This window comes from uncultured Prevotella sp., from assembly GCF_946407605.1.
GTDB lineage: Bacteria > Bacteroidota > Bacteroidia > Bacteroidales > Bacteroidaceae > Prevotella.
The window spans coordinates 117,701-143,525 of sequence record NZ_CAMJOS010000004.1; the positions used below are offsets into that span (position 1 = coordinate 117,701).

Below are 25,825 nucleotides of genomic sequence, written 5' to 3' on the forward strand. Positions count from 1 at the left end.
AAGATGATGAAAAGAATATTCTTGATTGGTTATATGGGTGCCGGCAAGACCACCGTGGGCAAGGCGCTTTCCAAGGAACTGGACATCCCGTTCTATGACCTCGACTGGTATATTGAGAACAGGCGACGCAAGACGGTACCACAAATCTTCGCCGAAGTGGGTGAGGAGGGGTTCCGGAATATTGAGCATAATATGCTACACGAGGTGGGCGAGTTCGAGGATGTCATCATCAGTTGCGGTGGGGGCACACCCTGCTTCTTCGACAACATAGACTACATGAACCAGCAGGGACAGGTGGTCTACCTAAAGGCCGACCCTGAGGTGCTTTACAAACATCTGCTCATGGGCAAGACAGAACGTCCGCTACTGAAGGGCAAAAGTTCTGAAGAGCTCATCGCCTTTATCCGTGAACAGCTGGAGAAGCGCGAGCCGTTCTATACCAAGGCATCATTCTCACTCGATGTGAGCCTCATGGACAACTACGACAAAATCAAAATCACGATAGAGAAACTCCGCGAATTACTGAAATTATGAAGAAATGGACCATCGACGACGCCCGTGAACTCTATAACATCAACGGGTGGGGAACAAGTTACTTCGGTATCAACGACAAGGGTAATGTCTATGTGACACCCAGTAAGGACGAGGCGCAGATAGACCTGCGCGAGGTGATGGATGAGCTGGCACTACGCGACGTGACAGCACCTGTACTGTTACGCTTCCCCGACATCCTGGACAACCGTATCGAGAAAACATGGAGCTGCTTTAAGAAAGCCGCCAAGGAATACGACTACAAAGGCGAGAACTATGTGGTCTATCCCATCAAGGTGAACCAGATGCAACCTGTAGTCGAGGAGATTATCTCCCACGGCCGTAAGTTCAACCTGGGTGTAGAGGCTGGCTCTAAGCCCGAGCTGCATGCCGTCATCGCCGTACAATGCCAGAGCGACTCGATTATCGTGTGTAACGGCTACAAGGACGAGAGCTACATAGAACTAGCCCTGCTGGCACAGAAGATGGGCAAGCAGATCTTCATCGTCGTGGAGAAGCTGAACGAGCTCGATATCATTGCCCGCGTGGCCAAGCAGCTGAACGTACGTCCTAACATCGGCATCCGTATCAAGTTGGCATCCAGCGGTAGCGGCAAATGGGAAGAGAGCGGCGGCGATGCCTCGAAGTTCGGACTGACCAGTGCAGAACTATTAGAGGCACTGGAGCTGTTGGATAAGAAGGATATGCGCGACTGTCTGCGACTGATCCACTTCCATATCGGCTCACAGATTACCAAGATACGCCGCATCCAAACGGCTCTGCGTGAGGCTTCACAGTTCTATATCCAGCTGCATAAGATGGGCTATAACGTCGACTTTGTAGACTGCGGTGGCGGTCTGGGCGTCGACTATGACGGCACACGTTCGCCATCGAGTGAGAGCTCGGTGAACTACTCCATCCAGGAGTATGTGAACGACTGTATCTATACCTTTGTCGATGCGGCCAATAAGAATAATCTGCCCCACCCCAACATCATCACAGAGAGCGGACGCTCATTGGCTGCCCACCACTCTGTGCTGGTCATCGATGTGCTGGAGACGGCCTCACTGCCCGAGATGCCCGAGGAGTTTGAGCCCGACGAGAACTCACACCAGTTGGTGAAAGACCTCTATGAGATTTGGGATAACCTCTCGCCACGTAACGTGCTGGAGGACTGGCACGATGCAGAGCAGATCCGTGAGGAGGTGCTCGACCTGTTCAGTCACGGTCTGGTAGATTTGAAGACGCGCGCCGAGATTGAGGCAATGTATTGGAGCGTCTGTCATGAGATCAATGCCCTGGCTAAGAACATGAAACACGTGCCCGAGGAGTTGATGAACATCGACAAACTGCTGGCCGACAAATACTTCTGTAACTTCTCGCTATTCCAGAGTCTGCCCGACTCATGGGCCATCGATCAGATATTCCCCATCATGCCCATACAGCGACTCGACGAGCGTCCCACACGCAACGCCACACTGCAAGATATCACCTGCGACTCTGACGGAAAGATTGCCAGCTTCGTGACCAACCGTCATAACTCGCACTCGCTACCAGTCCACTCGCTAAAGCGCAATGAGACATATTATCTCGGCGTCTTCCTAGTGGGTGCATACCAAGAGATCTTAGGCGATATGCACAACCTCTTTGGCGACACCACCGCCGTTCATGTCTCGGTGAAAGACGGTAACTACCACATCGACCAGATCTTTGACGGTGAGACGGTGGCAGAGGTACTCGAATATGTACAGTACAACCCCAAGAAGTTGGTGCGCCAGTTGGAAATATGGGTATCGAAGAGTGTCAAAGACGGTAAGATTACCCTCGAAGAGGGCAAGGAGTTCCTGAGCAACTACCGTAGCGGACTCTATGGATACACTTATTTGGAGTAAATAATGTCGATATAACGACATAACGTTATAACGAAATAACGAAACCCCGAGACAACGATAAAATGAGAAAGGATATTACAATAGTGAAAGTGGGCGGTGCTGTCGTTGAAGACGAAGCCCAACTAACACAGTTATTACGTGATTTCTATGCCATAGAAGGTCCCAAGATTCTAGTGCATGGAGGCGGCCGCAGGGCCACAAAGATAGCCGAGCGACTGGGCATTGAGACAAAGATGATTGACGGTCGCCGTATCACCGATGCCGACATGCTCGAAGTAGTGACAATGGTTTATGGCGGACTAGTGAACAAGAACGTGGTGGCACGTCTGCAGGCTCTAGGTTGTGATGCCATCGGGCTCACCGGTGCCGATGCTAATATTATCCTCTCAACAAAGCGTCCACTGAAGAATGGTATCGACTATGGTTTCGTGGGTGACGTCAAAAAGGCCGACGGCTCTAAAATAGCCCATTTCATCGACGCCGGACTCATCCCCGTTATTGCCCCCTTGACCCATGACGGACAAGGACATATGTTGAACACCAATGCCGACACGATGGCGTCGGAGACAGCTAAGGGAATGGCAGCTGCTGGTTACGACGTGACGCTGATTTATGCCTTTGAGAAGCCAGGCGTGCTGCGCGATGCCGATGATGACAACTCGGTCATCGCCAACATCAACCACGCAGACTTCGAGACCTATAAAGCCGACGGCACCATCAGCGGTGGTATGTTACCAAAAATTGAAAACGCGCTCGCCGCCGTCGATGCGGGCGTCAAGCGCGTCATTATCACCAAGGCCACTGCCATCGACGGACAGCACGGCACGATTATCACACAGTAATTCGAAGAAGTCGTATCTTTATTTCTTCTTTTTAGGTTTACGACGGGCCCATCCTTCCTCGGAGAAGTCGGGTTCTTCACCTTTTAGTTCAACACGACTGGCGTTCATCAACGAGCGCCAGTCGTTGTTTTTACGGGACTTATGAGTCTCCTGGGACCTATTTGAACCAGAGGACTTATTATTCCTAGACTTTGCTCTATTGGGCTCATGGAACTCATTAGTTGGCCCATGGGTCTTATCATCCTCTGAGTTGCAGCGGACGGTACGCCCTTTATAGCGGATCCCCGTTAGCTGGGACATTACCTTACGGGCATCCTTCTCAGGCACCTCGAAATAAGAGATAGTGTCAAGCAAGTCGATATGACCCACTTCCTGACGACCGCCCACATAGCGGTTCAGCGTCTGCATCAATACACCAGGGAAGAAACCATCCTTCTTTCCGAGGTTAATAAAGAGGCGTGTATAACCTTTCTGAGCCTTATTCATGCGCTTCTCGCGGTCGGTCTGCATCCTGTCCTCTTTCCTCTTTCCAATTTCCACCTTCTCAATTTCAGGTGCATCAGCATAGTAAGCCAAGAACTTACCAAACTCCAGTGACACGATCTTCTTGATGATTTCTTCCTTGTCGATATACTCAAAATAGCGACTGATGTCCTGCATAAAAGGAGCAATCTCCTCGTCATCCACATCGGTCTTCACAATCTGATCCATCACCTTATAGAGTTGCTTCTTACAAATCTCTTCAGCCGATGGAATAGGTGTTTCCACAAACTGCTTACCAATTTCCTTCTCAATCTCACGTATCTTATGCTTCTCTTTTGAATGCACAATACTGATACTGGTACCTTTCTTGCCAGCACGTCCTGTACGACCCGAGCGGTGGGTGTAGTTCTCTATATCATCTGGCAGTCCGAAGTTAATGACATGCGTCAGGTCATCGACATCCAAGCCACGGGCAGCCACATCAGTTGCCACCAACAGCTGCGTCAGGTGCTGACGGAACTTCTGCATGGTCAGGTCACGCTGCTGTTGAGAGAGGTCACCATGTAACGATTCGGCATTATAACCATCGCGAATCAGCTTGTCGGCAATCTCCTGCGTCTCCAATTTCGTACGACAGAAGATAATGGCAAAGATCTTGGGATAGAAGTCCACGATACGTTTCAGCGCCAGGTACTTATCCTTGGCCTGCACCATATAATAGATGTGATTCACATTCTCTGCACCCTCGTTGCGGGAGCCGACCACCACCTCCTCATAATCTTTCAGATATTGCTTGGCCACACGCTCTACGGCACGACTCATGGTAGCCGAGAACATCAGCGTGCTATGCTCGGCAGGCAACGAGTCGAAGATCTCGTTAATAGCATCCGAGAAGCCCATGTTCAGCATCTCGTCAGCTTCATCAAGCACAATATTATTGATGCTTTCCAACTTGGCATAACCACGGTTTTTCAAGTCGATGAGACGACCAGGCGTAGCCACGATGACCTGGGCGCCTTTCTTCAGCGAACGAATCTGGGATTCGATGGCTGCACCACCATAGACGGCCTCCACATGAACGCCATCCATATATTTCGAGAACTCACGAAGGTCGTCGGCAATCTGCAGACACAGCTCTCGGGTAGGACTAAGTACTAATGCTTGGGTATCGCGGTTGCTCAAGTCGAGACGCATCAGCAGGGGAATGCCGAACGAGGCTGTCTTTCCCGTTCCTGTCTGTGCCAATGCAATCATGTCTTGTTGGCTGGTCAGTAGTCTTGGAATCACTTCTTCCTGTACAGGCATAGGCTGTACAAACCCCATCTCTTCAATGGCTTGGCGTATCTCTACGCTCACACCTAATTCTTCAAATGTCATCATTTTCCTATGTTTTGTTTGCAAAGTTACAAAAAAAATCGTAACTTCGCAGCATGAAACTATGTATTTTTTGTTCTTCTAATCAGCAGATTGACCCAGACTTCTTTGGGTTGACCCACGAATTGGGCGTATGGGCCGCAGAAAACAGTCATTCCATCGTATTCGGCGGACACGATGCCGGATTGATGCACGCCGTGAGTAAAGCCGCCAAAGAGGCTGGCGGACAAGTCATCGGTGTGGTGCCACGTAAGATTGAGGAGATGGGACGACTGAGTCCCTATCTTGATGTGCATATCCCCACGGAGAACCTCACCGACCGCAAGGACCTGATGATGGCACAAAGCGATGCCTTTATCATACTGCCTGGTGGCATAGGCACCCTTGACGAGCTCTTCACCGTAGCAGCTGCCGGCACCCTGCAATATCACAAGAAGCCCCTCATACTCTGGAATATGAAGGGCTTCTGGAACTCGCTCATCGCCTGCATGGACGACCTACAAAAGAAAGGGGTGATTCGCGGCGAGTGGCATTCTATGATTAAAGTGGCTGATAAACTGGAGGATATTATCCGTTTCTTGGACTAATCTCCATCCACTATCAACCTTCTGCCATCAACTGCTCTGCCATTGCACGACCCAAGGCCTCACATTGTGCAAAGGTCTCTGGGGTAAGACTCTGCTTAATCTCTACAGGCTCGCCAACAGGCACATACTTTAATTTCTCCTCATTCCATCGGGCTATCTCGGCCACAGCCTTCGATGCCCAGCCGTAACTGCCAAACCATCCGAACAGGCGTCCCTTGATATCCTTCTGCGAAAGTTCTGAGAGTAGCACATCCATCTCATGATAGAGACCTGTATTGTAAGTTGGAGCACCGACAATGAGGCCCTTGTAACGGAATACGTCACGGATAATGTAAGAATGGTGAGTCTTTGACACGTTGTGCATCACAATATTCTTCACACCGGCCTCACTGGCAGCACGGGCAATGACCTCTGCAGCCCGTTCAGTATTGCCATACATGGTGCCATAGCAGATGACCAGACCTGGCTCTGCCTCATACTTCGACAGTCGGTCGTACATGGCTATCACCTTATCAATATATTGGTGCCACACAGGACCGTGAGTTGAACAGATATAGTCAATCTTCACACCAGCCAGCTTCTTCAATGCCATCTGAACAGGTGTGCCGTATTTGCCAACGATATTCGAGTAATAACGCTCCATCTCAGCCCAGAACTCATCGCAGTTCATCTTCTCATCGATGATAGCACCGTTCAAGGCACCGAAGCAGCCAAAGGCATCGCCACTGAACAACACTGTTTGTTGCTGTGGCACAGCAGCAGACTCGACACAGAGTGTGACCATGGTCTCGGGCCAGTGTACCATAGGAGTCAAAACGAAGTTGAGCGTCTTTGAACCCAAAGTGATAGAATCGGCATTTTTCACTTCCACGAGTCCCTCTTCCAACTGATAGAAGCCACGCATCATATCAAAAGTCTTCTTGTTGCCGATAATCTGCACCTCGGGATAATATTTTCTGATGAGGGCCAATGAGCCGCTATGGTCGGGCTCCATGTGGTTCACCACCACATAGTCGATAGGACGGTCGCCCAGCACCTCACGGATATTCTCGAGGAAAGGCATAAAGAAATCCATTTCAACAGTATCGACCAGTGCCACTTTCTCATCGACAACGAGATAGGCATTATAACTTACCCCATTAGGCAGGGGCCACAATCCCTCAAAGAGCGTCTTGTTTCTGTCGTTGACGCCTACGTAATAGATCTTGTCAGTAATCTGTTTCATAATTATTGTAGTTTTATGTTATTGGCAAACTCCTCATCCACATAGTTATTGATGTTCTTGCACACATTAGCCGAGAACAGCATGGCGCTTTCGATAACAGCATTCCACTGACTCTCCGTCAAGCCTTGTTCTATCACATTTCGGGTAATCTGATTCTTCAAGAGACCATAGATGAAGCCCGCATTGAAATTATCACCGGCACCAATCGTGCTCACCACCTGCTCGTTCTTCTGTATGGGATACTGCTTTTTGAAACCATTCTCAGCACGCAGCTCAACAGGCTGCGAACCATTGGTGCAGATAAACTTCTTGGTATAGAAAGAGATCTGAGAACGATAGATTGCATCCGGGTCTGTCTTACGGAACATCACCTCAAAGTCCTCGGTTGAGCCACGCACAATATCAGCCAACTCCAAGTTGTCCAGGATATTAGGCGTCAGCTTCATCACCTCATTCTTATGCGAAGAACGGAAGTTCACATCATAATAGAGAATGGCTCCGTGCTGATGGGCATAATCGAGGAAGCCCTGCACCTGCGGACGGATAACGGGGTTGACAGCATAGTAGGAGCCAAACACCACAATATCATCCTCGTTGACCTCGGGATAGTTAAAGTCCAAACGGTCCTTAGGGTGATCCTTATAGAAGATATACTCCGCATCGCTATTCTCGTTGAGGAACGCCAACGACAATGGTGACTTCGAGTCTGGATAGACGGAAACCGATGAGGCATCGATGCCATTCTGTTCCAAGAAACGGATGATTCGCTGTCCTACATGGTCGTTGCCCGTCTCACTGATAAACGATGCTTTCACGCCACACCGTCCCAAAGAAATCAAGCAATTGAACGTACTTCCACCGGGTACAGCCGCTACGGGCTGATCGTCTTTAAAAATGATGTCGAGAACTGTCTCGCCTAAACCTATGACCTTTCGCATCTTACTTTATTTGTTATTAATGGTTGCAAAGATAAGAAATAATTATGAATTAAGAATTATGAATTATGAATTATTTTTGTATCTTTGCACCGCAAATGACAAAATATAACACTTTTACGCTGAAAAACGGGATGCGAGTCATCCATCTGCCATCCGATGCACAGGTGGTTTATTGTGGCATTGCCGTCAAGGCAGGCACCCGCCACGAGCTACCTGGAGAGGAAGGGCTGGCTCATTTCTGTGAACATCTGTCGTTTAAGGGTACCGAGCGTCGTAGCGCCGTACAGATCATCAATGCCATCGAAGGTCTGGGCGGTGAACTGAACGCATTCACTAACAAGGAGGACACGGTCTTCTACTGTGCCATTCAGGCCAAACATGTGAGGAAAGCCATCAACGTGTTATGCGATATCGTTTTCCATAGCACTTATCCTGAACATGAAGTCGAGAAAGAACGTGAGGTGGTTTGCGACGAGATAGAGAGTTATGAGGACACTCCAGCAGAGCTGATATTCGATGAAATCGAGAATATTTTGTTTGATGGCCATCCTTTAGGCCATAATATCCTGGGCACCAGCGAGCAGGTCAGACAATACACCAGCGAGGATGCCTATCGCTTCACCCAACGTTATTATCGTCCGGAAAACTGCGTGCTGTTCGTCAGCGGACTCGCTGACATGAAGCGGCTCACCGCTATCATAGAAACCCATATGCCCAATAGGGCTCATGAGTCCTATGAGACCCATAAGCTCAATATACCCCAAAAGTTTTCCCTCGATTCTGCCCCTATCGTCCGTCTTCGTGGCACCCACCAGGCCCATGTCATCATGGGCACCCAAGCCTATGCTGCCAACAATCCGAAGCGGTGGGCCTTGTATCTCCTGAACAATATCTTAGGCGGGCCAGGTCTCAACTCACGACTCAACCTGTCGTTACGTGAACGTAACGGACTGGTATATAGCGTTGAGAGCAGCATGGTATGCTATGGCGACACAGGCAGTTGGTGCGTCTATTTCGGCTGCGACCCACATGATGTGAGACGTTGCTGCAAGCTGGTACGCCGCGAGCTGAACCGACTGATGAAACGCCCGCTCACTTCCACCCAACTGCACAAGGCCAAACAGCAGCTGCAGGGTCAGCTGGCCATCGCCTGCGATAGTCGTGAACAGTTCGCCCTCGATTTCGCCAAGACCTTTCTGCATCAAGGTAAGGAGCGTGACCTCAACGACATCATGCGACATATTGACGGTCTCACCCCCGAGGACCTGCAGCAAGTGGCTCAGGAGCTCTTTGCCGAAGACCATATCACCACCCTTATTTATAAATAGGTAAAAACCATCTTAAAACTAAAAGACATAATTATGAAGAAAACAATCGTAACAGCCTGTGCTATCCTCCTAGGGAGTATTGGCACGATGACGGCACAAGTGAAACTGCAAGCCAACAATGTTGACGAAGTACTGAAAGCCATGACGCTGGAGGAGAAAGCCATGCTCGTGGTTGGTGGCAACCGCCAGATTGCATCGACAGACAACAATGGCATGATTGGCGGACATGCCCAGCGTGTGCCTGGTGCTGCTGGCACCACGCAGGCCATTTCCCGCCTCGGCATTCCCTCTACGGTACTTACCGACGGACCTGCCGGTGTGAGAATCAATCCTCGACGCGACAACGACCAGAACACCTACTTCTGTACGGGCTTCCCTGTGGGCACGGCGCTAGCCTGCACCTGGAATACCCAACTTGTTGAGGAAGTAGGAAAATGTATTGGTAACGAGGTGCTGGAATATGGTTGCGACGTGCTACTCGCCCCTGGCATGAATATCCACCGCTCACCACTCTGTGGCCGTAACTTCGAGTACTATTCTGAAGACCCCATAGTGACAGGTAAGATAGCTGCCGCCTATGTTCGTGGCGTACAGAGTCAGGGCGTGGGCGTTTCCGTGAAGCACTTCGCTGCCAACTCTCAGGAGACCAACCGTATGGGCGTTGACGAGGTGATGTCACAGCGTGCCCTCCGAGAGATTTATCTGAAGGGCTTCGAGATTGCCGTCCGAGAGTCTGCCCCTTGGACGGTGATGTCGTCGTATAACCGCATCAATGGTCCGTTCACTCAGGAGAACCGCGAACTGCTCACCACCATCCTGCGCGAAGAATGGGGCTTCGACGGCATCGTCATGACCGACTGGACAGGCCTGCGCAATACCGCAGCCCAGATACAGGCTGGCAACGACCTGATGGAGCCGGGTGCCGACTCGCAGATTAAAGACATCATGGATAAAGTGAAGAGTGGCGTCCTGAAAGAGTCAGACCTCGACATCTGCGTGAAGCGCATCCTGCAATATCTTACGAAGACACCTGCTTTCCGTGCCTATAAATACACCAACAAGCCCGACCTGAAAGCCCATGCCGACGTGACGCGCCGTAGCGCTACCGAGGGTATGGTGCTGCTGAAGAACGATGGTCAGGCGCTGCCTATGAACAATACGAAGACCGTCTCTGTCTTTGGCATTACCTCCTATGACTTCATTGCTGGCGGTACTGGTTCCGGCGATGTGAACAAAGCCTATACCATCGACATGATGCAAGGCCTCACAGAGGCCGGACTGAAGGTGAACACCAAGCTCGCCAACCTCTATCAAAGCTATAAGAACTACCAATCGAGCCTCACAGCTGCAGCTCCTGCCCGTGGTGGCTGGTTCTGGGGTAAAGCTGTACTGCCTGAGATGGCCGTCAGTCGTCCTATCATCAATGTACAGGCTCAGGAGTCCGACCTCGCCATCATCACCCTAGGTCGTCAGGCTGGTGAAGGTTCCGACCGTCAGGTAGATGACGATTTCACACTTACCGATGTGGAGCGTCAACTCATCACCGATGTCTGTAACGCCTTCCACCTGGCCAACAAGCCCGTAGTGGTAGTGCTCAATATGGGTAATGTCATCGAGACGGCTTCGTGGAAATCTATGCCCGATGCCATTCTGCTGGCTTGGCAGCCAGGACAGGAAGGGGGATATTCTGTGGCCGACGTGCTGACAGGTAAGGCCTATCCATCTGGTAAACTCACTATGACGTGGCCCAACAACCTCATCGACCTGCCCTCAAGTGCCAACTTCCCCAATGTGCGCCCAGCAGCTCCTCGTGGTCGTGGAAACAACAAGGTGGAATTCCAAGATTACACCAAGCACACAGAAGACATCAATGTGGGCTATCGTTACTTCACTACAACCAAGGAGTCGGTGTCTTATCCCTTTGGCTTCGGCCTCAGCTATACGACATTCTCTTACAGCAAGCCTGTGGTTAAAGCCACCAAGGACGGGCTGACCGCTACTATCACCGTCACCAATACAGGCAAGAGAGCTGGCAAGGAAGTGGTAGAGTTGTATGTCAGCGCTCCTGCTGGCGGACTGGAAAAGCCTGCCCGCGAGCTGAAGGCCTTTGCTAAGACAAAGGAGCTGCAGCCCAACCAAAGTGAGACTCTCACCATGACCCTCTCGCTTTATGACCTGGCTTCTTACAACGAGACCACCCAAGCTTGGGAGACTGCCGCTGGCAAATACACCATCAGCTTCGGAGCCAGCGTGGAGGACATCCGTGCCACAGCCCCCTTCAACCTCTCGAAGCAGCAAGTGGTAAAATGTCACGACGTGATGAAACCCAATATGCAGCTGTAAGAAACAGATAGATACAACAAAAGCACTTGCGAATCAGCAAGTGCTTTCTTTTTATGTGGACCAGCCAGGGCTTGAACCTGGGACCTCCAGATTATGAGTCTGTTGCTCTAACCAACTGAGCTACAAGTCCGGGCAAAAATTGCTTTTGCGGCTGCAAAGGTACAAGTAATTCGTGAATTATCCAAATTTTTCAGGTAAAAAGACGTGAAATCGTTCTTTTTTCGTACCTTTGACTGATGTCGAAGGTACTTTCGTTCGAAAATGAAAAGAAAAACGTTTTTTCTTTTGCATTTTACTCACTTATTCGTACCTTTGCACCACAATGAAGACAATATTCTTTCCTGACCAAACGGTGAATGATGGCATATATGCTGCCACCATCGGCTTTTTCGATGGTGTGCACCAAGGCCATCGCTTCCTGATGGAATGCCTGAAGGCGAAAGCCAAAGAGCGCGGCATGCAGTCGATGGCTATCACCTTTGAACGTCATCCGCGTCAGGTGGTGCAAGGGGGCTGGAAGCCGGAGCTGTTGACACAACTCCATGAGAAGCTAAAGCTGCTGAAGGCTACGGGTATAGATACCGTGGTTGTGTTGCGATTTAACCGTCAGATGGCAGCCCTCTCAGCTCGCGAATTCATGGAACTGATGTACGACCGCCTGAGTGTAAGGCTGTTGCTCACGGGTTATGACAACCGTTTCGGCCACGACCGTAGCGAGGGCTTTGAGGACTATCAGCGCTACGGCCAAGCTCTTGGCATCGAGGTGCTGTGTGGTGACGCCTTGACCATTGGTCAGCAGAACGTGAGTTCCTCATGCGTGCGCCAGTTGCTGAAGGAAGGTAAGGTAGAAGAAGCAGCCCGCTGTCTGGGGCGCCCTTATAACATTGGCGGACAGGTGGTTCACGGTGAACAGATTGGACGTACTATTGGTTTCCCCACCGCCAACCTGCAACCTGACGACGACGCACTCATTCCGCAGGATGGTGTCTATGCCGTGATGGTTGATTTGGACAATGGTTCTCGTCATCAAGGTATTATGAATATCGGCACACGTCCTACGTTCAACGGCACAGGTCGCACGCTGGAGACGAACCTGCTGGAACCTGTTGGCGACCTTTACGACCAACAGTTAAACATCCATTTCATCGCTCGTCTGCGTGATGAACAGCAGTTTCCTTCTGCCGAAGCGCTGGCGGCACAGATTATGAAAGATAAAGAACAAGCAACAAACGCTCTTAAAAAGGTAAAAGAGTAAAAGGTAAAAACAATATGAACAAAAAACTATTCCCCTACATAGCCATCGCCTATATGCTGGTGTTTCTCTTCATACAGGTTATCGCCGAATTGGGCACACTGACTGTAGAAAGTCTGATACAGCACGAGACGTTGGGCAAAATCGACCCAATAGGCACCATCATCGCTGCCGTCATCTTTTCGCTGGTTACCATTGCCCTTTTCGTTTGGATGAAATGGGCCACAGTATCCAAAGATTTTGTCATGACGCGCCCTTGGGACCTGCTGTTCTGGAGTTTCATAGCTGCTCTGGGCGTTATCATCCCATCTACTTTCCTGCAGGAGCAGATGCCAGAATGGCCCGATGCCATCCAGCGCTATATCGATGAGACAGCCCAGCAAATGGTGGGTATCATGAATACCCCTGGCGGCTATGCCGTCATCTGCCTGCTTGCACCTATTGCCGAGGAACTGGTGTTTCGCGGAGCCGTATTAAGAAAGCTGTTGGAATGGAAGCCCGAGCGCCGTTGGCTGATGATTACCCTCTCGGCCCTGCTGTTTGCACTGGCCCACATGAACCCCGCCCAACTGATGCATCCCTTCCTCATTGGTCTGCTGTTAGGATGGCTGTACGAACGAACGGGTAGCATCGTTCCAGGCATTATCTTCCACTGGGCCAACAATACGGTGGCCTATCTGTTGATACGCATCTATCAGGACCCCGACATCACCATCACCCAGATTTTCGGCTCACAGAGCCGTGTGATGATGGCTGTAGGTTTCTCGCTGCTTATCTTCCTACCCGCCCTCTATCAACTGAACCAGCGGATGAAGAAGTAAAGCCAGACACTTATTTAAGAGGTAGTTATTTTAACAGGTGATAGGTGCCGCCAGCCAATGGACGCACCACACCTTTCATCTCCAGCTGGAAGAGCAATCCTGTGAGCTGGCCAATGGGGATATTGGCTTTTACGGATAATTGGTTAAGCTGAAAATCGCCCATTTCATCGAGAATCTTTACAATGGCCTGCTCCTCAAGCGACAGGTCAGGAAAGAATGTTCTCTCAATGCCTTCATTCTGTGCTTGAAGCAGTTTGGCATCCATCTGCCACCCCATCGCATTGACAAAATCCTCGGCGCCAGTCAGGAGCGAGGCACCATTATCTCGTATCAGTTGGTTGCAGCCCTCGCTATAGGGAGCCCCCACAGCACCAGGAAAGGCAAACACCGAGCGGTTATAATCCATAGCGATGCCAGCGGTGATAAGTCCCCCACCCTTGGCGGCACTCTCTACAAGGATAGTGGCGTCGCACATTCCAGCCACAATACGGTTGCGCTTCACAAAGTTCATCTTGTCGGCTCCCGTCTCCGTCATATACTCTGTCAAGAGTCCGCCCTGCGCCAGCATCTGCTTGGCTGTTTCGCGATGACTGCTAGGATAAATCTCATCCAAACCGTGAGCCAGCACACCCACCGTCTCATAGCCATTACCCAATGCCTCACGATGGGCACAGATATCCACGCCATAAGCCAGTCCGCTGACGATAAGCATTTCAGGACACAAGCGTCTCAGGTCGGCGATGAACCGTCGTATCAGGTCTTTGCCATAGGTGGTACATTGGCGTGTTCCCACAATATTGATGACACGCTTCTGGTTCAGGTTGGCCGAGCCCATGTAATACATCAGAATTGGCGCATCAGGACATTCGGCCAGTCGCTGCGGATAGTCCTCGTCGCCCAGCAACAACGGCTTCACCTTATGCTTGGTGATAAACTCCATCTCCTGGGCAGCACGAGCCAGGGGAAGCGTCCAGTCCTTCAAGCTCTCTGCCAGTCGATTGCTACAATCGGGCAGCACATCCTTGATATCAAGGCGATGCTCATAGACAGCCTGTCCGCCTCCCAGTTCCTGATAGAGTCGCAGGGCAGTCTGGAAGTTGAAGCCCGTCATGCGAGTCAACGCAATGGTGTAGTATATTTCTTGTTCGTTCATGCTATGAATTTTTCGAATGCCGCATCATAGTCGGCGCTATTCGACAGTCGTCCATTGACCAGACAAACCAGCTCTATCTTTCCACGGAAGCACAACTGTTCGTCGCTGGCACGATAGATGTCCTGATGAAACACGTATTTGATGCCTTCCTTGGTGAGATTCAGACGAGAGATAAATACATCGTCAGGTCGCAGGGGCACCTTGTATTGCAGTTGCATACGGGCCACCACAGCATCGACACCTTTCTGGTGCATCTCGGCAAACGACAGGCCGCACTCTTTTAAAAAGAGGTGGCGCGTGTGTTCACAATAATGAATATACTGGGCATTGTTGACGATGCCTTCGATGTCACACTCATAGTCGCGCACCTCCATTCGTGTCTCAAAGATGTAGTCCATTTCTTATCTTTTACTATTTTACCTTTTTTACTCTTTTACCTTTCTCAAGTACTCATATCCTATGCGACAACGAAGGCAGTCCTTTTTGTCGCAGTATTCTTTCTTCAGTTGAATAAGGGCCTGCGAATCGCCTGCCGTCTTCACCTCCAATCCACATTGCTGCCACATGCGGATGATATAGTTGTCTTCTGCTTTCAACTGCTCCAGCAAGTCGAAGGCCCTGTCGCAGAGGTCTTCACGCTGTCGATGTCTGCCCACCGCAAAGAGCATGGGGATAGCGGTATTGATAATCTGCAGGTTGGCAGAGGCTATAGACGTTCGTTTCTCGCTCCTCGGACTCTCGGCACCAAACAGGTAATGCGTCTCCCAATAGGGTGTAGCGTGGGTCTGCAGAAGCTGGCGCAACTGGTCTATAGTCTCACAATCCAGCAGGTTACTCAGTCCAGCCTTGCGCTCGTAGTAGAGGTTGGCCAACTGCGATATGCGGATATGCGGGAAGTTCTGAGGTCTAAGTCTTAGGAAGCGCCAAGGTTCAAAACTCATCGGTTTCATCGAGAATTTATGGGCCAGATAGAGGTATTCATTGCGCAACTTAGAGAAGTAGCCCTCGTTGAGAGCCTCAACCTGATAACGCTCAGGGATGCTGGCCACCTCAAGCAGTCCGGCCTGTCCCATGAAGATAGCCTCAATCTGAAAGAGGTCGTCGCGATGCTTACCCACTGCATGCAGCGGCACGTTATATGCCCATTGCTCGAAGGCCTCGCCATTGATGCCGAAACCATAGTTACGAGCCAAGGTGACGAAGTAAGCATCCTCCCACGAGCCGTCGCACAGCTCTACACGTTTCTGGATGGCTTCCGTCTTCTGCTCCAGGCGTTCTGTCTGTAAGGCGGCCATCCATGAGTGAATGGTGAGTCGCGTCAGACTGGGGATAATCTTGTAGCAGGGCGGATATTGATCGGTACGCAGCAGTTCCTCGTAGTTGTCCTTTAGAGTCTGTGGAATCTCCAGCACCAACTGAGGCAAATAGTTACCATCTTGTGTCTTCACATCCATATCGGCCGCTCCCACCACATGGAGCACCACATTATTATAGCGTGGGTCGCGGTCGTGTCCATGACGATACCAGTCGCTGGCCTTCAGATGGATTTCTACGTTGCCCACCCACAATGTGCCGCCAATCTTCACCTTTGCGTTGAAGAAGTCGGGGCCTGAATTGCGGTTGTGCAGTCCTGTATCCAGAATCTCCACCACCCTACCATCAGTGGTCTGTAACTCACTGAGTGGCAGTAGCTTATGTTTCCAAGCGTAGTGAAGTAACTGTTCCATAAGTCTTTACATTCGGTCTTATTCCTTACGAAGCACAGAAGGACTGTCCCCTTGTGCTTTCATGTAGGTTGCAAAGTTAGGTAATTCTTTTGAAACTACCAAATATTTTTAGACATAATACGATTCCTGTTCTAGCATAGGACAATAATCATTAAGGAATTTTAACAAGCGGACGGTTTGGAGATTCAATTATTTTACCTACCTTTGCAGCCGAATGAATAATGTACGCGTGCATAAGACAAACGTTTGACTATGAAGAAATATATGATGAAAGGTATGGCAGCCATTGCTCTGCTTATCGCTGCCGCAGGATGTTCTCACGAATCCGACTACACTCCACCAACGCAAGAAGAAGCGCTGAACAATGCCACTGAGAAACTTGGCGTTGACATAGACCCCAATCAGGACTGGAACATGACAGCCTCATTGGAGGCTACAATTAGTGTAGATCTTGGTCTCGACCAGGCATATACAGTAGCTGTGTACGACAAGAACCCGCTATTCAACAAAGATGCGTATTATTATGCCAAGACCCAGGTGAACGAGGGTGAGACCACCACGTTGAAGCTCGACGTTCCCTCGGCCGACAGCACGTTCTATGTAGCAGTCTATGACAGTCAGTATCGCCGCTTGGTGCAGACAACGTCTATAAAAGACGGCAAGCTGAACGTGGCCTTCGGCACCAGTAGCGCCGAATCGCGCATCACTCGTGCTGCCGAGTCAGAATATACAGGCAGCTACGCCAAGACTGCTGCCGACTATCTGGATGGTCTCACAGAGACCGAAATGGCTGGATATGAAGCCTTTACCGATGGTGACATCGACAACAACGGCTATATCTTTGGCAACAGCACCATGAACAGTCGTGCCTCTGGCATGAAGAAGAAAACCGTGCATGTAGAAGGCGAGGTCTATTACAAGGTACCTGCAGGCTTCAATCCTTCTGATGGACAGACCGTCGAGGTAAAGAACAATGACGGTGTGGTCTATGGCATCGTGACATTCCACGGCACAGGCGGAGCTGCCGAAGCCAATAGTGAGAAATGGCCATACGAAGCCAGACTGATAAGAAAAGCCATCAGTTTCAAAGCCAACTTCGCCATGAGCCAAGCCTACATCCAGATAGATGGTCCCTGGGCTCCATTCAATTGGACAGACAACGGAGCCCCCGTCAATAATTACGACGGTGTGAGCTCGAACTCTTACAAGAACGGCGAGACTAATCTGTCAGGAATGGTTCAGACAGGCCACACCTATAAAGTATGGTACACCAACGACGACCTGAAATTCTGGGGAATCAAATGCTACCATCAAGGCGATGTCACCATTGAAGAAGGTGGCGGTGATGACCAAGGCGGTGGTGACGTCACACCTGCTAAGGGCGCCTCGAAGAAATACCTGGTGGATACGAACACCACCATCACTAGGCCATTCCATATCACCGTGAACCAGATGAACGGCTCCGTGATATATGTGAAGGGTAAGATGCATATTGGCTCTAACAACACGCTGAATGGTGTGACCGTCGTAGTGGCCAATGGCGGCGAGGTGATTATTCACCAAGCTACAAACTTGACAACCAACGGACGCTTCATCGTGCTGCCTGGCGGTAAGATTACAGGCGATGACAACTCGTCGCTCACCGTGACCAACGGTGCCAAGTGCTATAATGCCGGCACCATTGAATATAAAGGCAAGCTCGACACCAACGGCTCCGACTTCTATAACTGCGGAACGGTGAAGGTAAACGAGCTGGACAACAAGACCACTACTGGCAAACTGACCAATTTTGGCAAGATTTACATAGAGAACAACAACAGTGCTGCCAATGCCCACAACAGCGAGGTGATCAACGGCTGCTACTTCAAGGCCACGGGCGATGTGGGTCTGGGCAAGCTGAAGATGCTGAAGAACAGTCGTCTCGACGTGGGCGGACAGCTCTATGTGCCTGGCAACGGCCTCTATGGTGCAGCTCGCAACGAACTGGAGCACTTGAGCGTCATCAACGCTGGCTCTATCAAGGGAAACTCCACCACCCTCTACGGTCCTACGGCCAACGGCGAATACGCCATTGTGAAGGTGGGTAGCGTTTTTGCCAACAACGATACCGACTTCCAAACAGCCAACAACCTCTATTTGGACTGGAATGCTGCAAACTTCTATATTTACGACGGCACCAAGATTGACCAGAACTTCTATAACTATACCTATATGTATGGTCTGGTAAAAAAGATCTCGAAGTGGACGGAAGAGAGTTCCTCAAGCTATATTGTTCCTGCAGGTGACTGTACTGGTGCGGGCTACAACCCCACTGGCTCAAGCGGCTCGTCAGGCAATAGCGGCGTCATCGGCTCGCCTGCCGTATGGACCTACGCCTTCGAGGATACGCCATTGGGCGACTACGACATGAACGATGTGGTAATCAAGGTATGCCAGAATGCCGAGGACGAGGATATGCTCGACGTGACGCTATGTTGCACGGGTGCTTCGTTCAGCCTATATGTCTATCTTAACGATACAGAACTCTTTGCTGGCAGCGGAAAAGAAGTACACAAAGTATTCTTCGGACAGGATGTGAAACAGTTTGTAAACACAGTGAACAACGGCATCAAGGTACGTCCTGTCACTGAGACTATCAAGAAACCTGCCAACTTCTCGTTCGAGACGGCCGACTTCTGGATTAAGTCGCCGTTGGCTGATGTTCATGTAGCCAGACAGGGCGAAGATCCTCACGGCATAGCCATTCCCTGCGACTGGACATGGCCTCACGAGTATCATTGCATCAAGGATGCCTATCCCAACTTCGTAGAGTTTGCAAAGGATGCAGCTACCACCGACAAGACCATCAGAAAGTGGTACGAGACCACCAGCACGAACCCTGTAGCGGAGCACATCTACACACCTGAAGATTAAGAATTAGAACACCAACTGGGGCGTAGCATTATCAAACAGCCACCAATCGGTAGAGCTGTTGCGATTACGTCCCCATTGGCCAAACGAGTGGTTGTAGCGACTGTAGGCACCAGACACCAGTCCGTTGCGATACATGCCAAGAGCGATGCCCTCTACAGGATAGTGGAAGTCGGCATCAGGTACCAATAGCGCCCAGGGCACACGGTCGTCCTCGCCGCCCGAACCATTGGTATAGTCCCATAAAGCCTCGTCGTATTTATATTGGTACGTGTGTACCTCTACATTAAATCCGTTATTGCTCACAATAATAAAGGGGTCAATATCGGCCAACGACAGAAAGTAGGCATTATAGCCGTTCTTTAAGTGCACATTATAGGAGCGCGAAACAGCAGGAACGATGGAACTCTCATTTAACACATCATACTTGCGGGTATTGTAGTACATACGCTTAACCTGGCCCATTGACACCTTCGCGCTCATACTCCAATGGGCATCATCGAACAGGTTGATGACAGCCGAGCCATCACGACCATTGCTCAACACCTCATCGTTGGCAATATAGTAGCGGTCTATTGTGTAGTCCTCGTCAAAGCGGGTCCCTTCGTCTATCGTCACCTTTTCCACATCGGCATAACTGATATAAGGCAAACGGATGGCAGCGCCCACCTGCTTGGTAGCACCCACGGCGGCCAGTGTCACCTGAATTTTCAGCGTGCTGTCGTTGACAGGCTGCTGCGAGATGCGAAACACCACATCGTTGAAGTCGAAGTCGCCAGGATAGGGATAATCCTCTTCGAAAAGATAAGTAAACGTCTGATAGATAGGACGATGGAGCACGCCCTTATCGATAACACTACTGCCGCCAATAGATATTTTGGTTTTGTCACCCACAGGCATCACGTAGTATTTTCCCTGACTATTAATGGCAGCCACATAGAGTTTTTGTCCTACGGCAGGCACCTTGAAAGAAGGATTCACTTGCTGCTCACTCTTACAAGGGCGCTCGGCCAGAATCTCCACGCTGTCTTCCTCATAGGGATTGCCACTCAGTACCTGGATATGCGTGATGTCGCTGTCAGCTAGACGCACGGCGATGGTCAACGCCCTGTCTTCCAACAGGTTCCACGTGTGGTAGGCATCTACCGTATCCACAGGATAAATCGTCTGAACTATCTCTCGCCACTGGGCATTAGACGTCTCCATTCGGCGACACGAATTAAGAGTAAAAAGGCTGGCGACAACCAACGAACCAACTATGGTGTTTCTTAGATATCCAATCAACATATCATTTTCTCTAGAGCAATTAGATATAATTTTGTGGCGAAATTACAAAAAAACAATCGTAAGCAAGTCAAGAAAGTACATTTTTATCAATGTTTGGGGCGAATTTTGTACTTTTTAACTATTCTCCCACAAATGATCCCAACATTTTGATTATCTTTGCACGTGAAATCTAGTAACATAGTGTAGAGTCTACTAGACTACAATTATGACTACTAATATAAACTTATATGATTAATATGAAAAAGTATTTGATGTTAGGTATTGCTGTTTCCTCTCTTATGATAGGAGCCAGCAGTTGTTCGCATGATTCCGATGGCACTTATGTCAGTCAAGTTGAGTCAGATTATCGCGCCAATTTCGTAAAGGCCTTTGGCGAACCAGCCTCCAACCAGGACTGGGGTTTTGGTACTGTGACGGACAATGCCCGCATGACACGTTCAAATGCCATTGTAGATGGAGACCCCTTTACTTTTGAAAGCACCGAGTCCTACTACATAAATAGTGTAGAGGAAATTCCTGCCAGCGCAAAGACCATGAGCGAGATTGAGGCTGCTTGCAAAAGAGAAGACTGGGGTGGACAAATTGACTACAATGCTATGCAGAACTATAAGGAGTTCAAGATGCCCGAAGGCACCTATAGCATTCACTTGTGGAGTGGCGAGCATAACTTCTATGCCTATGGTGGAACTGTGACGCTCAATGTTACTGATGCCAACAGCATCAATCAAGCTCGCATCTATGTGTTGCCTCAAACAACACTGAATCTCAACATGGACAACTACATCAACGATTTGCAAATCTACGTAGCCAATGGTGCTACCCTGAACTACAATTCTGAAAAGCTGTACAAACTGGGCGACAACGATGGTGGTAAGATTTACAATCATGGTACGTTGAACCTGAAGAAGAGCAACTTTGAGATTAACCAGAATGCCATTCTCTACAACGAAGGAGACATGAGTGGTGTTGACATTACCAGCAAGCCTGGCGATGGCAACAAATCATTCTTCTATAACTTTGGTGATTTGAAATTAACTGGTAAGATGGTGCTGAACTCATGCTCTAACTTCTATAACGGAGGTACTGTGAGTGTGGCAGATGTCACTTCTGTTACTCAAGAGAAAATCTACTGGATCAATAATGGTCACTATGTTACTGGCACCATGATGTTCAGTGCCAAGAACACCACCTTCTACAATTTCTGCCAGCTCATTGTACAAGGAAACTGCAACTTCACAGATGGTGAATTCAACCTGATGAACAACAGCTACACAGAGTGTAACACGGGCATCTTCAACAATTTCTACATCAACATGGGCAACAACTCTTGCCTCAACGTGCTGAACGGTAGTAAATGGGGAAGACAGGGTCAAGGCACCTACCAAGGCTTCAAGGCTTTCAATGATGATGCCGAGATTCTGGTGCGTCTGGGTGGCGAGACCAGCGTTCCTTCACATAATGGTGCTGCCTTCCATGTTCAAGGTGCAAACCTGACACTGGCTTACAAGAGCCTGACATTCTATAACGAGATTATAGGTTCACCAAGCGTTCATTCGAATTACTCTGACATCTCCTACGCAGATCCTACAACAAAGGAAGAGCTCGAAGCCAATAATGATGGACGTACCACTTGGGATTTGCACAACGTAACGAAGATTGTCAATGGCGATGACTTCGACCTGGTTACCGTCAACACGGTTCAGGGCCAGTGCGCTGCTACTTGGTATATTCCTGGAGGCGAGACACAACCTGTCCCCACCGTCCGTGTCATCGCTGAGGACCTGAGTGCCGCAGAGTCTTCTGACTTCGACTTCAACGATGTAGTTTTCGACGTGACCTTTACCTCAGAAAGCACTGCCACCATCACTCTTCAGGCTGCTGGTGGTACACTTCCCCTGACAGTAGCCGACCGCGAAGTCCATCAGTTGTTTGAAGTTCCTACCAACACGATGGTCAACACCGTAAGAGATGCCAGTAAGAGCAAAGGTGCACAATGGGCAAGCAAGGATCCCGTAAGTTTTGACATCTCAGGCATTGACATGAGCAAAAACGGCAAGGACATCCAGATTAAGGTACAAAAGAACGGTGAGTGGTACACTCTTGAGGCTCAGGAAGGTGTGCCTGCAGCCAAGATTGCCGTAAAGCCTACCTTCACTTGGTGCGACGAGTTCGAGGCCATCGAAAGCCGTTATCCCAAGTTCAAGGACTGGGTTCAGAACAAGGACGTGATTTGGTATTAATTCTCACCTAACAGGTTATCTATAAAGAAAGGACGCGCTGGCGTCCTTTTTTTGTGTCTTTTAATAGGCTACAGCCCCGAAATGAAAATAAATGAATATTTATTTTGTATTTTGCCCGAATTGCACTACCTTTGCAGGCTGTATGGTACTGAATTATATTTGGATAGCATTTTTCGTCATTGCTTTTATTGTGGCCCTCTTCTCGTCACTGTGGAATCTGTTTGTCTATCACATGGATCCAGTTGAAGCATTCAAGGTATTCCAAGAGATGATGGACTCTACGTTCTCTTCGTCATCCACAGCTTTTGAGATATCGTTGGGACTGACGGGTGTGTTGGCCCTGTGGCTCGGCATAATGAAGATTGGCGAACGTGGCGGACTGGTTAATTTCATGGCCTGGCTGCTGTCGCCTGTGTTCATCCGTCTCTTCCCTGACATCCCTAAAGGACATCCCGTCACTGGTAGCATATTCATGAATGTAGCTGCCAACATGCTGGGACTCGACAATGCCGCTACGCCGTTGGGACTGAAGGCTATGGAGCAGTTGCAGGAGCTGAACCCCAAGAAGGATACGGCCTCGAACCCCATGATTATGTTCCTGGTATTGAACACCAGCGGACTGACACTCATCCCTGTGAGCATCTTTGTCTATCGCGCCCAGCAGGGAGCCGCCCAGCCCACCGACATCTTTATCCCCATCCTGCTGGCCACATTCTTCTCTACCATGATGGGTGTGCTTATCACTTCCATCTTCCAGCGCATCAACCTGTTCAACTGGGTGTTGATGCTCACACTTGGCGGAGCCTGTCTGCTGGTGTCTGGTTTCATCTGGGTCTTCACAATCAACCCCAAAATGATGAGCGACCTCTGCACTATTGCCGCCAACGTGATACTGACAACCATTATTGTAGCTTTCGTATTAGTTGGCCTCTTCCGTCGTGTCAATGTATATGACGCCTTCATAGAGGGAGCCAAGGATGGCTTCCATACGGCTGTCCGCATCATACCATATCTGGTGGCTATCCTCGTTGGAATCGCTGTTTTTCGTGCCTCTGGAGCAATGGGATGGCTTATTAATGGCATCGGCTGGTGCGTTGATCAGGTTGGACTCAACAGCGACTTTGTGGCTGCCCTGCCTACTGCTCTGATGAAGCCTCTGAGCGGCAGCGGAGCACGTGGTATGATGGTTGACGCGATGACCACCTATGGTGCCGACTCGTTTGTGGGTCGTCTGTCGTGTATCTTCCAAGGCAGCACCGATACAACCTTCTATATCCTAGCCGTCTATTTCGGCTCGGTTGGCATCCGCTATACACGTCATGCCGTAGCCTGCGGTCTGTTGGCAGACCTCGCCGGCATCATCGCGGCAATATTCATCTGTTACATGTTTTTCGCATAGCCTCACATCATAAAATATGGCAAACTTAAAGTCTCTGGCCAAGGACACGGCCATCTACGGATTATCGAGTATCGTAGGCAGATTCCTCAACTATCTGCTGGTGCCACTATATACCCACTACATGCCAAAAGCATCGGGCGATTATGGCGTGAGTACCAATATCTATGCCTATACCGCACTTATCCTGGTACTGCTCACCTTCGGCATGGAGACCACCCTGTTCCGCTTTGCCAACGACGACAAGAGTAAGCCCGATACGGTTTTCTCCACGGTGATGGCTGTTGTGGGGTCTCTCACATTGGTATTCCTCCTGTTAGTCTTCGGTTTGATTGATCCCATCAGTAGCAGCCTAGGTTATGCCGAGCATCCGGAATATCTGCAGATGATGGCTGTTGTAGTGGCCCTCGATGCCCTGCAGGCCATTCCCTTCAGCTATCTGCGTTTCCAGAAACGCCCCATCCGCTTTGCCTCGCTGAAGATGCTGTTCATCATACTGAACATTGGCCTCAACGTCATCTACTTTGTATGGCTGGGTAAGACATCTGTGTTCTATGTGTTCTTCATCAACCTGCTGTGTACAGCATTCGTCACCTTCTTCTTTATACCCAACCTGTTCCGCATTCACTGGCACTTTGACGGCAAGCTGCTGAAGGAGATGCTAAGCTATTCGTGGCCTATCCTTATCCTGGGCATTGCAGGCATTCTGAATCAGGTGGCAGACAAGATCGTGTTCCCGTTGGTTTATCCCGATGAGGATCAGGCCAACGTGCAATTGGGTATCTATGGCTCCTGCGTAAAGATTGCTATGATTATGGCTATGATTACTCAGGCTTTCCGCTATGCCTACGAGCCCATCGTCTTTGCCAAGAGTAAGGATGCCGACAAGAGCGAGTACTACGCCTCGGCCATGAAATACTTCCTGATATTTACCCTGCTGGCCTTCCTCTGTGTGGTAGGCTGGATGCCGTTGCTGCAATATATAATTGGTGAAGAATATCGCGAAGGACTAGCTGTGGTGCCTGTGGTCATGGTAGCCGAGATTATGATGGGTGTCTACTTCAACCTGTCGTTCTGGTATAAACTCATCGACAAGACCATCTATGGTGCATGGTTCTCGCTGGCTGGCTGTGCTGTGCTCTTTGCCGTTAACATCCTGTTCATTCCAGAATATAGCTATTGGGCCTGTGCTTGGGGTGGTGTGGCAGGTTATGGCACGGCAATGATACTAAGTTATATCGTGGGACAACATAAGAATCCCATACCCTACCCTTTGAAAGATATCACCATCTATATTGGTATCACGACTGTCTTCACAGCTATCATCATTATCGGTGCCCACTATCTGCCTACTTGGGCACAACTGCTATGCAATACTTTCTGGATCGTGCTTTTCCTGGCTTATGTCATCAAGTGCGACCTGCCACTCAGCCGTGTTCCTGTCATCGGCCGCTATTTCAACAAAAACAAACAGAATAACTAAAGACTTTATTATC

At 49.7% G+C, this 25,825-nt stretch carries 19 protein-coding genes and 1 tRNA gene; 12 read left to right on the top strand and 8 right to left on the bottom strand.

Features of this window, described 5'->3' with window-relative positions; translation table 11 throughout:
• Positions 1 to 6 precede the first annotated feature (6 nt).
• The 3 genes from Q0R57_RS03300 (at position 7) to argB (ending at position 3,265) form a co-directional block, all read left to right on the top strand.
• Positions 7 to 534, top strand: coding sequence for a shikimate kinase (locus Q0R57_RS03300; protein ID WP_294744009.1), 528 nt, complete (start codon positions 7 to 9; stop codon positions 532 to 534).
• Positions 531 to 2,423: a biosynthetic arginine decarboxylase gene (gene speA, locus Q0R57_RS03305; RefSeq protein ID WP_294743874.1), complete on the top strand. Its 1,893-nt coding sequence runs from the start codon at positions 531 to 533 to the stop codon at positions 2,421 to 2,423. Before Q0R57_RS03300 ends, speA begins: the two co-directional genes overlap by 4 nt.
• A gap of 62 nt (positions 2,424 to 2,485) precedes the next feature.
• Positions 2,486 to 3,265 carry an acetylglutamate kinase gene (argB, locus tag Q0R57_RS03310; protein WP_294743877.1) on the top strand — a complete coding sequence of 260 codons (780 nt, stop codon included), beginning with the start codon at positions 2,486 to 2,488 and terminating at the stop codon, positions 3,263 to 3,265.
• An 18-nt stretch (positions 3,266 to 3,283) separates the two neighbouring features.
• Here the strand turns inward: argB and Q0R57_RS03315 are convergent, their stop codons facing one another.
• The gene (locus Q0R57_RS03315) at positions 3,284 to 5,128 is read right to left on the bottom strand and encodes a DEAD/DEAH box helicase (protein ID WP_294743879.1); all 1,845 of its coding nucleotides are present in this window, start codon (positions 5,126 to 5,128) and stop codon (positions 3,284 to 3,286) included.
• Positions 5,129 to 5,178: 50 nt separating this feature from the next.
• On the opposite strand from Q0R57_RS03315, the gene Q0R57_RS03320 reads away from it, so the two are divergent.
• A complete protein-coding gene (locus Q0R57_RS03320; RefSeq protein WP_294743881.1) occupies positions 5,179 to 5,709 on the top strand; it encodes a TIGR00730 family Rossman fold protein in 531 nt (176 codons plus the stop codon).
• A gap of 13 nt (positions 5,710 to 5,722) precedes the next feature.
• On the opposite strand, the gene Q0R57_RS03325 is transcribed toward Q0R57_RS03320, so the two are convergent.
• Both Q0R57_RS03325 and Q0R57_RS03330 read right to left on the bottom strand, forming a co-directional pair.
• Positions 5,723 to 6,934, bottom strand: a complete 1,212-nt coding sequence (locus Q0R57_RS03325) for an FprA family A-type flavoprotein (protein WP_294743883.1) — start codon at positions 6,932 to 6,934, stop codon at positions 5,723 to 5,725.
• A 2-nt stretch (positions 6,935 to 6,936) separates the two neighbouring features.
• Positions 6,937 to 7,872, bottom strand: a complete 936-nt coding sequence (locus Q0R57_RS03330) for a carbohydrate kinase (RefSeq protein ID WP_294743885.1) — start codon at positions 7,870 to 7,872, stop codon at positions 6,937 to 6,939.
• Between the two features lie 95 nt (positions 7,873 to 7,967).
• Here Q0R57_RS03330 and Q0R57_RS03335 point away from each other — a divergent pair, with 95 nt between their 5' ends.
• Complete coding sequence (locus Q0R57_RS03335; protein WP_294743886.1) at positions 7,968 to 9,200, top strand: pitrilysin family protein; 1,233 nt, start codon at positions 7,968 to 7,970, stop codon at positions 9,198 to 9,200.
• 33 nt (positions 9,201 to 9,233) lie between these two features.
• Positions 9,234 to 11,543, top strand: a complete 2,310-nt coding sequence (locus Q0R57_RS03340; protein ID WP_294743888.1) for a glycoside hydrolase family 3 C-terminal domain-containing protein — start codon at positions 9,234 to 9,236, stop codon at positions 11,541 to 11,543.
• Positions 11,544 to 11,599: 56 nt separating this feature from the next.
• Here the strand turns inward: Q0R57_RS03340 and Q0R57_RS03345 are convergent.
• Positions 11,600 to 11,673: transfer RNA gene (locus Q0R57_RS03345), tRNA-Ile, on the bottom strand.
• 192 nt (positions 11,674 to 11,865) lie between these two features.
• Between Q0R57_RS03345 and Q0R57_RS03350 the strand changes: the two genes are divergently transcribed.
• Both Q0R57_RS03350 and Q0R57_RS03355 read left to right on the top strand, forming a co-directional pair.
• Positions 11,866 to 12,798 (top strand): bifunctional riboflavin kinase/FAD synthetase, encoded by a 933-nt coding sequence (locus Q0R57_RS03350; protein ID WP_294743892.1) that lies wholly within the window; start codon positions 11,866 to 11,868, stop codon positions 12,796 to 12,798.
• A gap of 14 nt (positions 12,799 to 12,812) precedes the next feature.
• Positions 12,813 to 13,616 carry a type II CAAX endopeptidase family protein gene (locus Q0R57_RS03355; RefSeq protein ID WP_294743894.1) on the top strand — a complete coding sequence of 268 codons (804 nt, stop codon included), beginning with the start codon at positions 12,813 to 12,815 and terminating at the stop codon, positions 13,614 to 13,616.
• A gap of 25 nt (positions 13,617 to 13,641) precedes the next feature.
• Here Q0R57_RS03355 and dprA read toward each other — a convergent pair whose 3' ends face one another.
• The 3 genes from dprA to Q0R57_RS03370 are packed head-to-tail and all read right to left on the bottom strand — an operon-like array spanning position 13,642 to position 16,496.
• Positions 13,642 to 14,769 carry a DNA-processing protein DprA gene (gene dprA, locus Q0R57_RS03360; RefSeq protein ID WP_294743896.1) on the bottom strand — a complete coding sequence of 376 codons (1,128 nt, stop codon included), beginning with the start codon at positions 14,767 to 14,769 and terminating at the stop codon, positions 13,642 to 13,644.
• Positions 14,766 to 15,167 carry a thioesterase family protein gene (locus Q0R57_RS03365; RefSeq protein ID WP_294743899.1) on the bottom strand — a complete coding sequence of 134 codons (402 nt, stop codon included), beginning with the start codon at positions 15,165 to 15,167 and terminating at the stop codon, positions 14,766 to 14,768. Before Q0R57_RS03365 ends, dprA begins: the two co-directional genes overlap by 4 nt.
• A 27-nt stretch (positions 15,168 to 15,194) precedes the next feature.
• The gene (locus Q0R57_RS03370) at positions 15,195 to 16,496 is read right to left on the bottom strand and encodes a DUF2851 family protein (RefSeq protein WP_294743901.1); all 1,302 of its coding nucleotides are present in this window, start codon (positions 16,494 to 16,496) and stop codon (positions 15,195 to 15,197) included.
• A gap of 252 nt (positions 16,497 to 16,748) precedes the next feature.
• On the opposite strand from Q0R57_RS03370, the gene Q0R57_RS03375 reads away from it, so the two are divergent.
• Complete coding sequence (locus Q0R57_RS03375; RefSeq protein WP_294743903.1) at positions 16,749 to 19,409, top strand: DUF4842 domain-containing protein; 2,661 nt, start codon at positions 16,749 to 16,751, stop codon at positions 19,407 to 19,409.
• A 3-nt stretch (positions 19,410 to 19,412) separates the two neighbouring features.
• On the opposite strand, the gene Q0R57_RS03380 is transcribed toward Q0R57_RS03375, so the two are convergent.
• Positions 19,413 to 20,693 carry an LruC domain-containing protein gene (locus tag Q0R57_RS03380; RefSeq protein WP_294743905.1) on the bottom strand — a complete coding sequence of 427 codons (1,281 nt, stop codon included), beginning with the start codon at positions 20,691 to 20,693 and terminating at the stop codon, positions 19,413 to 19,415.
• A gap of 236 nt (positions 20,694 to 20,929) precedes the next feature.
• On the opposite strand from Q0R57_RS03380, the gene Q0R57_RS03385 reads away from it, so the two are divergent.
• The 3 genes from Q0R57_RS03385 to Q0R57_RS03395 all read left to right on the top strand — a co-directional run bounded on the left by Q0R57_RS03385 (position 20,930) and on the right by Q0R57_RS03395 (position 25,812).
• On the top strand, positions 20,930 to 22,933 hold the full coding sequence (locus Q0R57_RS03385; RefSeq protein WP_294743907.1) for a hypothetical protein: 2,004 nt from the start codon (positions 20,930 to 20,932) through the stop codon (positions 22,931 to 22,933).
• Between the two features lie 142 nt (positions 22,934 to 23,075).
• Positions 23,076 to 24,332, top strand: coding sequence for a spore maturation protein (locus Q0R57_RS03390; RefSeq protein ID WP_294743910.1), 1,257 nt, complete (start codon positions 23,076 to 23,078; stop codon positions 24,330 to 24,332).
• Between the two features lie 16 nt (positions 24,333 to 24,348).
• Positions 24,349 to 25,812: a lipopolysaccharide biosynthesis protein gene (locus tag Q0R57_RS03395; protein WP_294743911.1), complete on the top strand. Its 1,464-nt coding sequence runs from the start codon at positions 24,349 to 24,351 to the stop codon at positions 25,810 to 25,812.
• Positions 25,813 to 25,825: the final 13 nt, after the last annotated feature.

Coding starts and splice junctions, on each gene's coding strand:
- Q0R57_RS03300 (WP_294744009.1), top strand. CDS start 7: ATGAAAAGAATATTCTTGATTGGTTATATGGGTGCCGGCAAGACCACC.
- speA (WP_294743874.1), top strand. CDS start 531: ATGAAGAAATGGACCATCGACGACGCCCGTGAACTCTATAACATCAAC.
- argB (WP_294743877.1), top strand. CDS start 2,486: ATGAGAAAGGATATTACAATAGTGAAAGTGGGCGGTGCTGTCGTTGAA.
- Q0R57_RS03315 (WP_294743879.1), bottom strand. CDS start 5,128: ATGATGACATTTGAAGAATTAGGTGTGAGCGTAGAGATACGCCAAGCC.
- Q0R57_RS03320 (WP_294743881.1), top strand. CDS start 5,179: ATGAAACTATGTATTTTTTGTTCTTCTAATCAGCAGATTGACCCAGAC.
- Q0R57_RS03325 (WP_294743883.1), bottom strand. CDS start 6,934: ATGAAACAGATTACTGACAAGATCTATTACGTAGGCGTCAACGACAGA.
- Q0R57_RS03330 (WP_294743885.1), bottom strand. CDS start 7,872: ATGCGAAAGGTCATAGGTTTAGGCGAGACAGTTCTCGACATCATTTTT.
- Q0R57_RS03335 (WP_294743886.1), top strand. CDS start 7,968: ATGACAAAATATAACACTTTTACGCTGAAAAACGGGATGCGAGTCATC.
- Q0R57_RS03340 (WP_294743888.1), top strand. CDS start 9,234: ATGAAGAAAACAATCGTAACAGCCTGTGCTATCCTCCTAGGGAGTATT.
- Q0R57_RS03350 (WP_294743892.1), top strand. CDS start 11,866: ATGAAGACAATATTCTTTCCTGACCAAACGGTGAATGATGGCATATAT.
- Q0R57_RS03355 (WP_294743894.1), top strand. CDS start 12,813: ATGAACAAAAAACTATTCCCCTACATAGCCATCGCCTATATGCTGGTG.
- dprA (WP_294743896.1), bottom strand. CDS start 14,769: ATGAACGAACAAGAAATATACTACACCATTGCGTTGACTCGCATGACG.
- Q0R57_RS03365 (WP_294743899.1), bottom strand. CDS start 15,167: ATGGACTACATCTTTGAGACACGAATGGAGGTGCGCGACTATGAGTGT.
- Q0R57_RS03370 (WP_294743901.1), bottom strand. CDS start 16,496: ATGGAACAGTTACTTCACTACGCTTGGAAACATAAGCTACTGCCACTC.
- Q0R57_RS03375 (WP_294743903.1), top strand. CDS start 16,749: ATGAAGAAATATATGATGAAAGGTATGGCAGCCATTGCTCTGCTTATC.
- Q0R57_RS03380 (WP_294743905.1), bottom strand. CDS start 20,693: ATGTTGATTGGATATCTAAGAAACACCATAGTTGGTTCGTTGGTTGTC.
- Q0R57_RS03385 (WP_294743907.1), top strand. CDS start 20,930: ATGAAAAAGTATTTGATGTTAGGTATTGCTGTTTCCTCTCTTATGATA.
- Q0R57_RS03390 (WP_294743910.1), top strand. CDS start 23,076: ATGGTACTGAATTATATTTGGATAGCATTTTTCGTCATTGCTTTTATT.
- Q0R57_RS03395 (WP_294743911.1), top strand. CDS start 24,349: ATGGCAAACTTAAAGTCTCTGGCCAAGGACACGGCCATCTACGGATTA.